Below are 14,510 nucleotides of genomic sequence, written 5' to 3' on the forward strand. Positions count from 1 at the left end.
CCGCGAGCGGGCGCCAGCGTCCACCGCAGTCCAGCGAACCGGGGCCCGAACCTCGATGTCCGTGAACAGCCCAGCACCGGCCGCCCACCCGGCCGGCACCCCCGAGTTCCCGCGCCATGTCGTCACCGCCGTGCTGGTAGCGCACGACGGCGCGCGGTGGCTGCCCAAGGCCCTTGCGGGTCTGCTCGCCCAGGACCGCCCGGTCCAGGACGTCGTCGCCGCCGACACCGGCAGCGCCGACGACTCCGCCCGGCTGCTCGCCGAGTCACTCGGCGACCAGCGCGTGCTGCACCTGGCCCGGCGGACGACCTTCGGCGCCGCCGTCGAGGAGGCCGCGCGCGCCGCCGCTCCGCTCACCGCCGAGCAGCTGCCGTATCTGGTCCGCCGCAGCGGCTGGGACCCCGTCAGCCGCAGCTGGAACGACGACGCCTACGAGGAGCCCGACCAGCCGCACGGCGAACCCGTCCAGTGGCTGTGGCTGCTGCACGACGACTGCGAGCCCGACCCCGGCGCCCTTGCCGGCCTGCTGCGGGTCGCCGACAGCTCGCCGTCCGCCGCGATCATCGGGCCCAAACTGCGCAGTTGGTACGACCGCAGGCAGCTGCTCGAAGTCGGCGTCAGCATCGCCCGCAGCGGCCGCCGCTGGACCGCGCTGGAGCGCCGCGAGCAGGACCAGGGCCAGCACGACCAGGTGCGCCCCGTGCTCTCCGTGTCGTCCGCCGGCATGCTGGTCCGCCGCGACGTGTGGGAGGAACTGGGCGGCTTCGACCGCCGGCTGCCCCTCATGCGCGACGACGTCGACTTCTGCTGGCGTGCCCAGGCCGCCGGCCACACCGTCCTGGTCGCCCCCGACGCCGTGCTCTGGCACGCGGAGGCCGCCTCCCGCGAGCGCCGCCCGGTGGACTGCGCGGGCAGGTCCGCCGTCAACCCGCACCGGGTCGACAAGGCCGGCGCCGTCTACACGCTGCTGGCCAACACCCGCGGCCCGCTGCTGCCGTACGTGGCGCTGCGCATAGTCCTCGGTACATTGCTTCGCACCCTGGCCTATCTCGTCGGCAAGGTGCCAGGACAGGCCGTCGACGAGATCGTCGGCCTGCTCGGCGTGGTGCTGCGCCCCGGGCGGCTGCTCGGCGCCCGCCACCGGCGCGGCAAGGGTGCCGTCCCGCCCTCGGAGCTGCGCCCGCTCTTCCCGCCGCCAGGCGCGACCGTACGGGCCACCGTCGACCAGGTCGTCAGCAACATCGCAGGCCGCGCCGACGCCTCCTCCGCCGCGGCAGGACGCCACGGCGGCGCCGTCGAGTCGGGACCCGGCGAGGACGACGGCGGCGACTTCCTGGAGATCGAGCAGTTCGCCCGGCTCAAGCGGATCGCCCGCAAACCAGGACCCGTGCTCTTCGCGGTCCTGCTCGTCGTCTCGCTCGCCGCCTGCCGCTCCCTGCTCGGCGGCGGCTCGCTGGCCGGCGGCACCCTGCTGCCCGCCGACTCCGGCGCCTCCGACCTGTGGCGCAGCTACGCCGGATCGTGGCACGCGCTGGGCACCGGCGGCACCCAGTCCGCACCGCCCTACCTCGCTGTGCTCGGCCTCTTCTCCACCGTGCTGTTCGGCTCCACCGGGCTCACCTTGACGCTGCTGCTCGTCGCGTCGGTGCCGCTGGCCGGATTCACCGCCTACTTCGCCTCCAGGCCGCTGGTCGACTCGCGGCTGCTGCGCGCCTGGGCCTCGGTCGCCTACGCCTTCCTGCCGGCCGCGACCGGCGCCCTGGCGACCGGCAGGCTCGGCACCGCCGTCCTGGCCATCCTGCTGCCGCTGATGGCCCGCGCCGCGGTCGCCTGCGCCGGGCTGCAACTCGGCGACGCCGCGCTGGACCGAGGCGTGCGCCCCGGCTGGCGTGCCACCTGGGCGCTGGCCCTGATGCTCACCTTCACCACCGCCTTCACCCCGATCACGTGGCCCATTGCGCTGGTTCTCGCGGCCGCCACCATTGCCTGGCGGATGGCCACCGGCCGCGGCGCGCTGCTCGTGCCGCAGGTGCTGCGGTTCGCCGCGCTGATCGTCACCCCGATCGTCCTGCTCGCCCCCTGGTCGCTGACGCTGCTGTCGCACCCCGGGCGGCTGTTCCACGAAGTGGGCCTGCCCTACGGCACCAAGGGCGCCTCCGGCGTCGACCTGCTGCTGCTCAGCCCCGGCGGCCCCAAGGGCTCCGGCGGGCTGCTGCTGGTCGGCCTGGTGCTGGCGGCGCTGGCCGCGCTGCTGCGCGACACCCGCCGCACCGCGGTCATCGCGGCCTGGGCCGTCGCCGCGACCGGCCTGCTGTTCGCCGTCGTCGAGAACGGCAAGGCGTGGGCCGGACCGGCCACGCTCGTCTACGGCCTGGCGCTGCTGGCGGCCGCCGCGGTCGGCGCGGAAGGCGCCAACGAGCGGATCGCCGCCAGCGGCTTCGGCTGGCGTCAGCCCGTCGCCGGCCTGATCGCGCTCGCCGCCGCGGCCGCGCCGCTGCTCGCCGCGTTCACCTGGGTCGCCCACGGCGCCGACGGACCGCTGGACCGCCGCGACCCGCAGCAGGTGCCCGCGTTCGTCGCAGAAGAGAGCACCAGCGGCGACCAGGCCCGCACCCTGGTCCTCAGCGGCACCGAAGGCCACGTCGTCTACGCCCTGGTCCGCGGCGCCGGCGTCCGCATCGGTGACGCGGAACTGGCCGCGCAGGCCCCGCAGGACACCGCCCTGGACAGCCTCGTCGCCAACCTGGTGGCCGGCTCGGGCGCCGACCAGGGCAGCCGGCTCGCCGGATACGCCGTGCGCTACGTCCTCGCGCAGAAGGGCACACCCCGCGCCGTCGGCCGCGTCATGGACAGCACCCCGGGCCTGTCCCGGGTCAGCCAGGCCGACGGCAGCGAACTGTGGCGGGTCGACACGACCGTCTCCAGGATGACGATCACCGCCAAGGGCGCCAAGCCCGTCGCGGTGTCCTCGGGCCGCGTCGAGGCGCACACCAAGCTGCCCGCGGGACCGCAGGGCCGGGTGCTGAGGCTCGCCGACGCCGCCTCCAGCGGCTGGCAGGCCACCCTCGACGGTGCACAGCTGACGCCCACCACGGTCGACGGCTGGGCGCAGGGCTTCCAACTGCCCGCCTCCGGCGGCCGGCTGGACGTCACCTTCGAGGAGCCGGTCACCCACATCGGCTGGCTGGGCGTCCAGGCCTTCCTGCTGCTCGTCACGATCGTGCTCGCCCTGCCGGGCCGCCGCCGCGAGGTCGACGACGACCTTCCGGACGCCGAGGGCGCCGTCGCGGCCGACATCCCCGGCCAGGCAGGCGGCGAGGGCCGCAGGGCACGCCGCCTGCAGGCCGCCGCGGAGGCCGAGGCCGCCGTGAACGGCGCCCAGGACGACGGTGCCCCGGAGACCCCCGGCGACGGCCAGGGGCAGCAGCCCGAGCAGCCCGACCTGTACGAACCGATGGCAGCGCCGTACGAGCAGGCCGAGGCCGGCTACGACGCCGCGGAGGCCGGCTACGACCCGTACGCGGTCCCGGACCCCGGCAACGGCCAGGCGGCCGAGCCGTACTACCCGCCCTACCCCGATCAGCAGTGGGAGCAGCAGCCCTATCCCGCGGAGCAGGGCGGCGGCTACGAGCAGCAGGGCGGCGGTTACGGCGACCAGTACGGCTACGTCCCCCCGCAGCCCGGCTACGACCCCTACGCCCAGCAGGGCCAGCAGGCACCGCACGACGGAACGGTGACCGGCTACGGCGACCAGGCGCCCTATCCCGACCAGGGCGGCTATGCCGACCCCTCGGCATATGGCGACGCCGGGGCGTATTACGCAGATGGCGACCAGCGCCGTGACGGGAGCGACCACCAGTGAACCGCAGCACCCTCTCCCTGGGCGGCGCCGTCGTCGTGCTCGCCGTCCTCACCGGCGCAGCGTCCCTGACCGGCGGCGACGACTCGGCGGCCGCCCCCAAGGCCGCGGCGGCCACGCTGCCCGTGCAGCGCAGCACCGTCGTGTGCCCCGCACCCTCCTCGTCGGAGTTCGCCAACACCGTCTACACGTCGTTCACCCCTTCCGCGACGGGCGGCGGCATCGGCGGGACGGGCGGCGCGCAACTGGTCCCCACCGCCGGCAAGGCCACGCCGCTCGCGCCGCTCAAGCAGACCGGCAAGGCCGCCACCGCCACCACGGACAAGTCCGAGGCACCCGCACTCATCGGCACCGCCGACGGGCCGCTGGCGCCCGGCTGGACCGTCCAGCAGACCACCGTGGTGGACTCCGGCCCCGGCCGCGGACTGCTCGGCACCTCCTGCGTCACCCCGGACAGCGAGTTCTGGTTCCCCGGCGCCAGCACGGCGAACGGCCGCCAGGACTACCTGCACCTGGTGGACCCCGACGAAGCCCCCGCGGTCGTCGACATCGAGCTGTACGGCAAGGACGGCCTGCTCAAGGCGTCGACAGGCGACGGCATCACCATCCCGGGCAAGGGCGCCAAGCCGGTGCTGCTGTCCACGCTGGTTGCCGACAAGGTCGCCGACCTGACCGTGCACGTCGTCGTCCGCAGCGGCCGGGTCGGCGCCGCCGTCCAGGCCACCGACAGCAAGATCGGCACGGACTGGCTGCAGCCCGCCGCGGAGCCCGCGACCTCGCTCGTCATGCCCGGCATCCCGGCCGACGCGACCTCGGTGCACCTGGTGGCCTACGCGACCGGTTCCGACGACGCCGACCTGACGCTCAAGCTCGCCACCTCCACCGGTCTGATCGCCCCGGCCGGCAACGAGACGCTGCACGTCAAGGCGGGGATGACCGCCACAGCCGACCTCGGGGACATCACCAAGGGCGAGCCCGGCTCGCTGGTCATCGGGTCGAGCGACGTCCATTCCCCCGTGCCGGTCGTGGCGGGGCTGCGCGTCACCCGCGGCAAGGGCACCAAGCAGGAGCTGGCCTTCCTGCCCGCGACCCCGGCGATCGACACCAGGGCCACCGTCGCGGACAACCGCGACAAGGCCTCGACGCTGGCCCTGATGGCAGTCGGCAAGGACACCAGCGTGAAGGTGACCTCGTCGCCCGGCCCGTCCGGGGGCACGACCGTGTCCAAGACCGTCATCGTGAAGGCCGGCTCCACCCTTTCCCTGCAGCCGCCGCCGCCCTCCCAGAGCAGCGGCGGCTTCGCGGTCACGGTGGAGAAGCTCTCCGGCGGCACGCTCTACGCCTCACGGATGCTGGCGCTGCCGCTGGGCGGCGTACCGATGTTCACCATCCAGCCGCTGCCGGACGACCGGGGCATGGTCGAGGTGCCGCAGGCCGGCGCCGACCTGACCATCCTCAACAAGTAGCGAGGGAAAACCGCCGCGTGCACAAGGCGCGGCGCGGACGGTGGAGAAGGCGGGGGCCGGCGCCCGGGAGGCGTCAGTCCTCGCCGTACTTCGGGTCGACGTTCTCCGGCGACAGGCCCAGCAGCTCGGCGACCTGCTCGACCACCACCTCGTGGACCAGCAGCGCCCGCTCGTCGCGGCTCTTGGCGCGGATCTCGACCGGGCGGCGGTAGACCACGATCCGGCTCGGCCGCCCCTTGCCCGCCCCGACCAGCCGCCCCAGCGGCACCGCGTCGCCGTCGGCCGAACCGTCCTGCGGCCAGGGCACCTCCTGCACCGCGAACTCCACGTCGGCCAGTTGCGGCCAGCGCCGCTCCAGGCGGTCGGCGGCATCCCTGACCAGGTCGTCGAAGGCGTCGGCGCGGCTGACCGCGAGCGGCACCTGCGGCGGCGCGATGGGGCCGCGCATGCCGCGACCGTGCCGGTCACGGTGGCGCGGACGCGGGTCGGAGGGAGGTGGCGCCGAACTGTCCATCAGCGTGAGCCTAGCTCCCGCTCCGCGCCGTGTCGCGACCCGAGTGATCGCGCCTCCTTTATCGTCATCTCGCGCCGAGTTTCAGACCGCATCAGGCCACAGAAGTGACGCAAACGCGCCACCTGGCGACCGAAGGCGTCACGTGCCGCCGTCATGACCACCCGCCCCGCCTTGGTACGTACCTCCTGCGGCCCCGGCATCACCGCAGGTCTGCGCCACGGCGACCGCACACCGCGGGGAGGCGGCGCCGCCACGACACGACAGGGTGAGCCTGTGGAGAGTCGTCGCGGCCCGCTCAAGAGTGCGGTACCGTCCAACCTCGTGAGCCCTGTACGTCGCTGTTCGCGCACCGCTTGCGGCCGTCCCGCCGTAGCGACGCTGACGTACGTCTACGCGGACTCCACGGCCGTCCTCGGCCCCCTCGCCACCTATGCCGAGCCGCACTGCTACGACCTGTGCTCCGAGCACTCGGAGCGGCTCACCGCACCCCGCGGCTGGGAGGTCGTCAGGCTCGCCATCGACACCGGCCCCGTGCGGCCCAGCGGCGACGACCTGGAGGCGCTGGCCAACGCGGTGCGCGAAGCCGCCCGCCCGCAGGAGCGCACCCGCCCCGGCGCCCGCGACATCGACCCGCTGGAAGTCGCCCGCCGCGGCCACCTGCGGGTGCTCCGCTCACCCGAGTAGGACCGAGCGCCCGCACCGCCCCTCCGCGCGGAACAGGCCGCTATCCGTCCGGGGTAGGTTGTGGCCGGAACCGCGGCATATTGCCGCGCCGAACCGTCCGATCTCCGCGACCCCGTACAGCAGAGGTGTGCAGTGGCCGATTTGTCGCAGCTGGTCAAGGCCTACGACGTACGCGGAGTCGTACCCGACCAGTGGGACATCCCGCTCGCCGAGATCTTCGGTGCGGCCTTCGCCACTGTCACCGGCGCCGACGCCGTCGTCATCGGGCACGACATGCGGCCCTCGTCCCCCGGCCTGTCCGACGCCTTCGCCCGCGGTGCCGCCTCCCGCGGCGCCGACGTCACGCGCATCGGGCTGTGCTCCACCGACGAGCTGTACTTCGCCAGCGGGCGGCTCGGCCTGCCCGGCGCGATGTTCACCGCGAGCCACAACCCTGCGCAGTACAACGGCATCAAGATGTGCCGGGCGGGCGCGGCACCCGTCGGCCAGGACACCGGCCTCGCCGACATCCGCACGCTCGCCGAGACATGGCTGGAGACCGGTATCCCGGCCGGCGCGGACGTCCCCGGAACCATCGGCGACCGCGACGTGCTCGGCGACTACGCCGACTGCCTGCGGTCGCTGGTCGACCTGTCGGGGATGCGGCCGCTGAAGGTCGTGGTCGACGCGGGCAACGGCATGGGCGGCCACACCGTGCCGACCGTGCTGGCCGGCCTGCCGGTCGACCTGGTGCCGATGTACTTCGAACTCGACGGCACCTTCCCCAACCACGAGGCCAACCCGCTCGACCCGAAGAACCTGGTCGACCTGCAGGCCCGGGTACGCGAGACCGGCGCCGACATCGGCCTGGCCTTCGACGGTGACGCCGACCGCTGCTTCGCCGTCGACGAGCGCGGCGAGGCAGTGCCGCCGTCCGCGGTCACCGCACTGGTCGCCGCCCGCGAACTGGCCGCCCACCCGGGTGCCACGATCATCCACAACCTGATCACCTCCCGCTCGGTGCCCGAGGTCGTCAAGGAGCACGGCGGCATCCCGGTACGCACCCGGGTCGGCCACTCCTTCATCAAGCAGGAGATGGCCGCCACCGGCGCGGTGTTCGGTGGCGAGCACTCCGCGCACTACTACTTCCGCGACTTCTGGAACGCCGACACGGGCATGCTCGCCGCACTGCACCTGCTGGCCGCCCTCGGCCGCCAGGACGGCCCGCTGTCCGCCCTCGTCGCCGGCTACGACCGCTACGCGTCCTCCGGCGAGATCAACAGCACCGTCGACGACCAGGCCGGGCGCACCGGGGCGGTCCGCGCCGCCTTCGCCGGGCAGGCCGGCGTCACCTTCGACGAGCTCGACGGGCTCACCGTCAGCGCCGCCGACTGGTGGTTCAACCTGCGGGCCTCCAACACGGAACCGCTGCTGCGGCTCAACGTCGAGGCCGCGGACGACGACGCCGTCGCCCGCATCCGGGACCAGGTGCTCGCCCTCGTCCGCGGCTGACCCGCCTGCCTGACCCTGCCCCGCAGTCCCGCCCCCCCGTCCTGTGACCCGGCGAGGTGCGCGGCGATAGGCTGGCAGGCACAGGCCGGGGCCACCCCCCGTACACCCCCAGGAGGACACCGCACATGCCGCTCGTCGAAGCCAGCCTTCTGGACATCCTCGCCTGCCCGGCCTGCCACGCCCCGCTGCGCGAGGACGTGGACGCCGCGGAACTGGTCTGCACGTCCGACACCTGCGGGCTGGCCTACCCGGTCAAGGACGACATCCCGGTGCTCCTGGTGGACGAGGCCCGCCGCCCCGGCTGACCGGCCGCCCCCACCCCGCACCCGCACCCGGACCCCGTCCGGCCCGCCCAGCCCCTTCCGACCGCCTCACGACGTCACGACCCGGAGGTCGCATTGTTCGACGAGTCGCTGCTGGAGGACCCCGAAGGGCTCGCCCGCGCCGACACCCGGGGACTGCTCCGCGGAGTCGCCGCATCAGGCGCCCGGGTGCGCACCGCACTGCGGCTCGCCGAGGAAGCCGGCCTGACCGCTCTGCAGCCCGACGGACGGCCCCGCACGGTCCTGGTGGCCGGCAGCGGCCCGGACGCCGCCGCGGCCGCCGACCTGCTCACCGCGCTCGGCTCCGGCAGCTGCCCCGTCGAAGCGCTCACCCCGACCGGACCCACTGCGCAGCAGGCCCGCTGGACACTGCCCGGCTGGGTCGGATCGCTCGACCTGCTGCTCCTGATCTCCCCGCACGGCAACGAGCAGGGCCTCACCGACCTGGTCGAACAGGCCTACCGCCGCGGCTGCACCGCCGTCGCCGTCACCCCGGCCAAGGCGCCGCTGGCCGAGGCCGTCGCCCAGGTCCGCGGCCTCGCCCTGCCCTTCGCCGGCCCGGAGGGCAACGGCCCGGCCGACACCACGGGCGACACGGCCGCCGACACCGGCGCCTTCTGGGCACTGCTCACCCCGCTGCTCGCCCTCACCGACCGGCTCGGCCTGATCACCGCGCCCACCAGCGAACTGCACGCCCTTGCCGACACCCTGGACGAGGTCGCCGCCCGCTGCGGACCGGCCATCGCCACCTACACCAACCCGGCCAAGACCCTCGCCGCGGAACTCGACGACGCCCTCCCGCTGCTGTGGAGCCAGGGCCGGATCGCCGCCGCCGGCGCCCGCCGCTTCGCCACCGTCCTCGCCACCCGGGCCGGCCGCCCCGCGCTGACCGCGGAACTGCCCACCGCCCTCACCGTCCACGGCCCGCTCCAGGCCGGCGCCCACGCCCTCACCGCCGACCCCGACGACTTCTTCCGCGACCGCGTCGAGGAATCCGACGGGCTGCGGCTGCGCATCGTGCTGCTCCAGGAAGCCCCCGAGCAGCCGGGCTCCGCGGCACCCGCCGCACGCGAGCAGGCCTACGCACACGACACCCCGCTCAGCGAGATCGCCGCCCCCGGCGGCAGCGACCTGCACATCGCAGCGGAAATCCTCGCCCTGACCGATTTCGCCGCCGTATACCTGGCCGTCGCCTCGACCGAGAGACCATGACCGGCATGAACCGCCTCCTCAACACCATCCGCCCCTACGCCTGGGGCTCCACCACCGCCATCCCCGAACTCATCGGCACCCAGCCCACCGGCGAACCCCAGGCCGAACTGTGGATGGGCGCCCACCCCGGCGCGCCCTCCCGCGTCGACCGCGGTGCAGGACCCGTCCCGCTCGACACCCTGATCGACGCCGACCCCACCGCGGAACTGGGCGCCGCCGCCGTCAAGCGCTTCGGTCCCCGCCTCCCCTTCCTCCTCAAGGTGCTCGCCGCCGGCGCACCACTGTCCGTCCAGGTTCACCCCGACCTGGACCAGGCCAAGGCCGGATACGCCGACGAGGAAGCCCGCGGCGTCCCCCTCGACGCCCCGCACCGCAACTACAAGGACGCCAACCACAAGCCCGAGATGCTCGTGGCGCTGTCCCCCTTCGACGGGCTGTGCGGCTTCCGCAGGCCCACCGAGGCCGCCGACCTGATCGACGCACTCGGCGTCGGCGCCCTCGCCCCCTACGCCGACATCCTCCGCGCCCACCCCGAGGACCAGGCGCTGCGCGAAGTCCTCGCCGCCGTCCTCGGCGCCGACCCCGCCGCGATGGCCGACACCGTCCACGCCGCCGCGCAAGCCGCCGCCCGCCTGGCCGCCACCCCCGGCACCCCGCACGCCGCGGACTACGCCGCCTACGCCAAGGCCGCCCACAGCTTCCCCGGCGACCGCGGCGTCATCGCCGCGATGCTGCTCAACTACGTGCGGCTCCAGCCCGGCGAAGCCCTCTACCTCGGCGCTGGCGTCCCGCACGCCTACCTCGACGGCCTCGGTGTCGAGATCATGGCCAACTCCGACAACGTGCTGCGCTGCGGCCTCACCCCCAAGCACATCGACGTGCCCGAACTCCTGCGCGTCGTCCGCTTCGAGGCCGACGACCCGGCAGTGCTCCGCCCCGAGGCCGCCCCCGACGGCGAGGAGCTGTACGCCGCCCCGATCGACGAGTTCCGGCTCTCCCGCTACGTCCTCGCTCCCGGTTCCGACCCCCGTGCACTCGAACCCGGCACACCGCAGATCCTGCTGTGCACCGCGGGACAGGCCTCGCTGCGTGCCCAGGACGGCACCGCGCTGACCCTCGACCGCGGCGAATCCTGCTGGATCCCGGCCGGCGAACGGACCGAACTCAGCGGCGACGGCACCGTCTTCCGTGCCACCGTGGCGGCCTGACGCACCGACCGCGACACGGACTGCAAGAATGTCCGTCCGCAACGCCCGCCAAGGCAAGGCAGCCGCCAGGGCCGACGGAAGGACACCCAGCACATATGAGCGCCTCAGGCGGAACCAGGGCGATCGTCGCGGCACTGAGCGCCAACCTCGCCATTGCCGCGGCGAAGTTCGTGGCGTTCGCGTTCAGCGGCTCCTCCTCGATGCTCGCCGAAGGGGTGCACTCCCTCGCCGACTCGGGCAACCAGGCACTGCTCCTCATCGGCGGCAAGAAGGCCAAGCAGGCAGCCAACGAGGAACACCCCTTCGGCTACGGCAGGGAGCGCTACATCTACGCGTTCCTGGTCTCGATCGTGCTGTTCTCCGTCGGCGGCATGTTCGCCCTCTACGAGGGCTATGAGAAGGTCCGTCACCCGCACCCCATCGACCACTGGTACTGGCCGGTCGGTGTCCTGGTCTTCGCCATCCTCGCCGAGGGCTTCTCCTTCCGCACCGCCATCAAGGAGTCCAACCACACCCGCGGTGCACTGTCCTGGACCGAGTTCATCCGCCGCGCCAAGGCGCCGGAGCTCCCGGTCGTCCTGCTGGAGGACTTCGGCGCCCTCATCGGCCTCGTCCTCGCGCTGCTCGGCGTCGGCATCGCCCTGGCCACCGACAGCGGGGTCTGGGACGGCATCGGCACCCTGTGCATCGGGACGCTGCTCATCTGCATCGCCCTCGTCCTCGCCGCAGAGACGAAATCCCTGCTGCTCGGCGAAGGCGCGGGAGCCGAGTCCCTCGCGCGCATCCGCGAGGCCACGGTCGACGGCGACACCGTGACCGGCATCATCCACATGCGCACCCTCCACCTCGGCCCGGAAGAACTGCTGGTCGCCGCCAAGATCGCCGTCAAGCACGACGACACCGCCACCGAGGTCGCCCGCGCCATCGACGCCGCGGAGGAGCGCATCAGGGCCGCGGAACCCTTCGCCCGCGTCATCTACCTCGAACCCGACATCTACAGCGAAGCCGCCGCAGCGGCAGGACCCGATCCGGACCAGACGCCCGGCGGCCGCTGACCGGAGGGACTGCGGCCGATCGGCCCACCGGTGTAGATTCGTACCGAGCCAGACGTCGCTGCTGATGGCGGTCGGGCGGTCGCCCCACGGTGACCGACCGAGGGAGAGAGGGCCTCCGACGGATTGCGCTGCCGCAAGGGGACAGGTGCGCCCGCAACCGGACGCACCCGCTACCACCCCGCGGCCGCGCCACATCCCTGTCCGCCTCGATCGCACCGAGGAGCAGCTCGCATGACCACTACTGTCACCGACTTCAAGGTCGCGGACCTCTCCCTTGCCGCCTTCGGCCGCAAGGAGATCACCCTCGCCGAGCACGAGATGCCCGGCCTGATGTCGCTTCGCACGGAGTACGCCGCGTCGCAGCCGCTGGCCGGCGCCCGCGTCACCGGCTCCCTGCACATGACCGTGCAGACCGCCGTCCTCATCGAGACCCTCGTCGCCCTCGGCGCCGAGGTCCGCTGGGCGTCCTGCAACATCTTCTCCACCCAGGACCACGCGGCCGCGGCCATCGCAGTCGGCCCCGAGGGCACCCCCGACAACCCCAGGGGCGTCCCCGTCTTCGCCTGGAAGGGCGAGAGCCTCGAAGAGTACTGGTGGTGCACCGAGCAGGCCCTGACCTGGCCCAACACTCCCACCGGCGGCCCGAACATGATCCTGGACGACGGTGGCGACGCCACCCTGCTCGTCCACAAGGGTGTCGAGTTCGAGAAGGCCGGCGCCGTCCCCGCCACCACCGCGGAGGACAGCGAGGAGTACGGCTACATCCTGGGCCTGCTGCGTCGCACCCTCAGCGCGAGCCCGCAGAAGTGGACGCAGCTGGCCTCCGAGATCCGCGGGGTCACCGAGGAGACCACCACCGGCGTCCACCGCCTCTACGAGATGCAGCAGGAAGGCACGCTGCTCTTCCCGGCGATCAACGTCAACGACGCGGTCACCAAGTCGAAGTTCGACAACAAGTACGGCTGCCGCCACTCCCTCATCGACGGCATCAACCGTGCCACCGATGTCCTGATCGGCGGCAAGGTCGCCGTCGTCTGCGGCTACGGCGACGTCGGCAAGGGCTGCGCGGAGTCCCTGCGCGGCCAGGGCGCGCGCGTCGTCATCACCGAGATCGACCCGATCTGCGCGCTCCAGGCGGCGATGGACGGCTACCAGGTCGCCACCCTGGACGACGTGGTCGAGACGGCCGACATCTTCGTCACCACCACCGGCAACCGCGACATCATCATGGCCTCCGACATGGCCAGGATGAAGCACCAGGCGATCGTCGGGAACATCGGCCACTTCGACAACGAGATCGACATGGCCGGCCTCGCGAAGATCCCGGGCATCGTCAAGGACGAGGTCAAGCCCCAGGTCCACACCTGGACCTTCTCCGACGGCAAGGTGCTGATCGTGCTGTCCGAGGGCCGGCTGCTCAACCTCGGCAACGCCACCGGTCACCCCTCCTTCGTCATGTCCAACTCCTTCACGGACCAGACGCTGGCGCAGGTCGAACTCTTCACCAAGCCCGAGGAGTACCCGATCGGCGTCTACGTGCTGCCCAAGCACCTCGACGAGAAGGTCGCCCGGCTCCACCTCGACGCGCTCGGCGTCAAGCTCACCACCCTGCGTCCCGAGCAGGCCTCCTACATCGGCGTCAAGGTCGAAGGCCCCTACAAGTCGGACCACTACCGCTACTGAGCCCCGGCTCCCCACCGCCCGGCCCCTGAGGGCCGGACCGAACCGCGCAGGCCCCCGTCTCCCCGTCGAGGCGGGGGCCTCGCCAGATCCTGAGAACCCACCATGCCCCGCGGCCGCTACTCGTTCCACGACCTCCATGACCACACCCCCCTGGGAGAAGAACACTTCCACTGCGCCACCGGCCCCTCCGGCTGGCGCTACACCGCACAGACCACCGCACCCGGCGGTGACCCCAACGGCTCCGTCGACCTGACGATCGACGAACTCGGCCGCCCCATCCGCCTGGAACTCCACACCGGTGCCTGGCAGGTCCGGGCAGCCGCCCTCGATGGAGTCACCTGGGTCCGTACCGACCCCACCGGCGAGCACGCGCAAGAGGGGAACGCCCCCGCGCACGCGATCATCGGCGCCTCGCCCGCGTTCCTGATCGCCACCGCGAGGCTCCTGCGCCTCGAACCAGGCGGCCCCGCCACCCGCGTACGTCTCGTCTCATTCCAGCCCCCCGTGCTCGCACCGCTGACCGTCGACCAGTCCTGGTCCCTGCTCACCAGGACAGCACATCCGGCCGACACCGGTTTTCTGCCTGTGGATAACTTTCTGGTGAGCGACCTGGCCACCGGCGACCAGCACGAGGTCCACCTCGCCGGCGACGTCGTCCTCGCGGCCCCGGGCATCGAGCTGGAGGACCTCGACACCCCGCCCTCGGCCTTCCCGTGATTTGACGCCTCCCGGGGTAAGAGGTAGATTAGAACGGTTGTCACGAACCGGGCATCTGGGCGTGAACGACGAAGATCCTTCACTACTTCGCCTGACGAAGACACCTCCAGCCAAGCCGGGAGAAATCTCGAGCGGGGTATCCGTGTCCCCGGACAGCGAGTGGTAATTCCGACCGGAAAGCATCTGCTAAAGTCGGAGGCACAACGAAGGGAAAGCCCGGAGGGGCCGGTGAAACGGTCTCGAAGGAAGCTTCCGTTCCTTGAGAACTCAACAGCGTGCCAAAAGTCAACGCCAGATA

General features: G+C 72.7%; 11 protein-coding genes. 10 read left to right on the plus strand and 1 reads right to left on the minus strand.

Features of this window, described 5'->3' with window-relative positions:
* The first annotated feature begins 55 nt into the window (after window positions 1-55).
* On the plus strand, window positions 56-3,862 hold the full coding sequence (locus NFU81_RS34570; RefSeq protein ID WP_251499234.1) for a glycosyltransferase: 3,807 nt from the start codon (window positions 56-58) through the stop codon (window positions 3,860-3,862).
* Window positions 3,859-5,325 carry a DUF5719 family protein gene (locus NFU81_RS34575; RefSeq protein ID WP_251499237.1) on the plus strand — a complete coding sequence of 489 codons (1,467 nt, stop codon included), beginning with the start codon at window positions 3,859-3,861 and terminating at the stop codon, window positions 5,323-5,325. The genes NFU81_RS34570 and NFU81_RS34575 overlap by 4 nt, the downstream gene beginning before the upstream one ends.
* A 73-nt stretch (window positions 5,326-5,398) precedes the next feature.
* On the opposite strand, the gene NFU81_RS34580 is transcribed toward NFU81_RS34575, so the two are convergent.
* Window positions 5,399-5,839 (minus strand): metallopeptidase family protein, encoded by a 441-nt coding sequence (locus NFU81_RS34580; protein ID WP_251499240.1) that lies wholly within the window; start codon window positions 5,837-5,839, stop codon window positions 5,399-5,401.
* A 273-nt stretch (window positions 5,840-6,112) separates the two neighbouring features.
* Here NFU81_RS34580 and NFU81_RS34585 point away from each other — a divergent pair, with 273 nt between their 5' ends.
* The 8 genes from NFU81_RS34585 (at window position 6,113) to NFU81_RS34620 (ending at window position 14,212) form a co-directional block, all read left to right on the plus strand.
* A complete protein-coding gene (locus NFU81_RS34585; protein WP_251499243.1) occupies window positions 6,113-6,523 on the plus strand; it encodes a DUF3499 domain-containing protein in 411 nt (136 codons plus the stop codon).
* A 132-nt stretch (window positions 6,524-6,655) separates the two neighbouring features.
* Window positions 6,656-8,014 carry a phosphomannomutase/phosphoglucomutase gene (locus tag NFU81_RS34590; RefSeq protein WP_251499245.1) on the plus strand — a complete coding sequence of 453 codons (1,359 nt, stop codon included), beginning with the start codon at window positions 6,656-6,658 and terminating at the stop codon, window positions 8,012-8,014.
* A gap of 125 nt (window positions 8,015-8,139) precedes the next feature.
* Window positions 8,140-8,319, plus strand: coding sequence for a Trm112 family protein (locus NFU81_RS34595; RefSeq protein ID WP_251499248.1), 180 nt, complete (start codon window positions 8,140-8,142; stop codon window positions 8,317-8,319).
* A 93-nt stretch (window positions 8,320-8,412) separates the two neighbouring features.
* On the plus strand, window positions 8,413-9,549 hold the full coding sequence (locus tag NFU81_RS34600; RefSeq protein ID WP_251499252.1) for an SIS domain-containing protein: 1,137 nt from the start codon (window positions 8,413-8,415) through the stop codon (window positions 9,547-9,549).
* 5 nt (window positions 9,550-9,554) lie between these two features.
* The gene (gene manA / locus NFU81_RS34605) at window positions 9,555-10,757 is read left to right on the plus strand and encodes a mannose-6-phosphate isomerase, class I (protein ID WP_251499253.1); all 1,203 of its coding nucleotides are present in this window, start codon (window positions 9,555-9,557) and stop codon (window positions 10,755-10,757) included.
* A gap of 95 nt (window positions 10,758-10,852) precedes the next feature.
* Window positions 10,853-11,812 (plus strand): cation diffusion facilitator family transporter, encoded by a 960-nt coding sequence (locus tag NFU81_RS34610; RefSeq protein ID WP_251499256.1) that lies wholly within the window; start codon window positions 10,853-10,855, stop codon window positions 11,810-11,812.
* A gap of 231 nt (window positions 11,813-12,043) precedes the next feature.
* Window positions 12,044-13,495 (plus strand): adenosylhomocysteinase, encoded by a 1,452-nt coding sequence (gene ahcY / locus NFU81_RS34615; RefSeq protein WP_251499258.1) that lies wholly within the window; start codon window positions 12,044-12,046, stop codon window positions 13,493-13,495.
* A 102-nt stretch (window positions 13,496-13,597) separates the two neighbouring features.
* Window positions 13,598-14,212 carry a hypothetical protein gene (locus NFU81_RS34620; RefSeq protein WP_251499261.1) on the plus strand — a complete coding sequence of 205 codons (615 nt, stop codon included), beginning with the start codon at window positions 13,598-13,600 and terminating at the stop codon, window positions 14,210-14,212.
* Window positions 14,213-14,510 lie beyond the last annotated feature (298 nt).

The organism is Actinacidiphila cocklensis, from assembly GCF_907177275.1.
GTDB lineage: Bacteria > Actinomycetota > Actinomycetes > Streptomycetales > Streptomycetaceae > Actinacidiphila > Actinacidiphila cocklensis.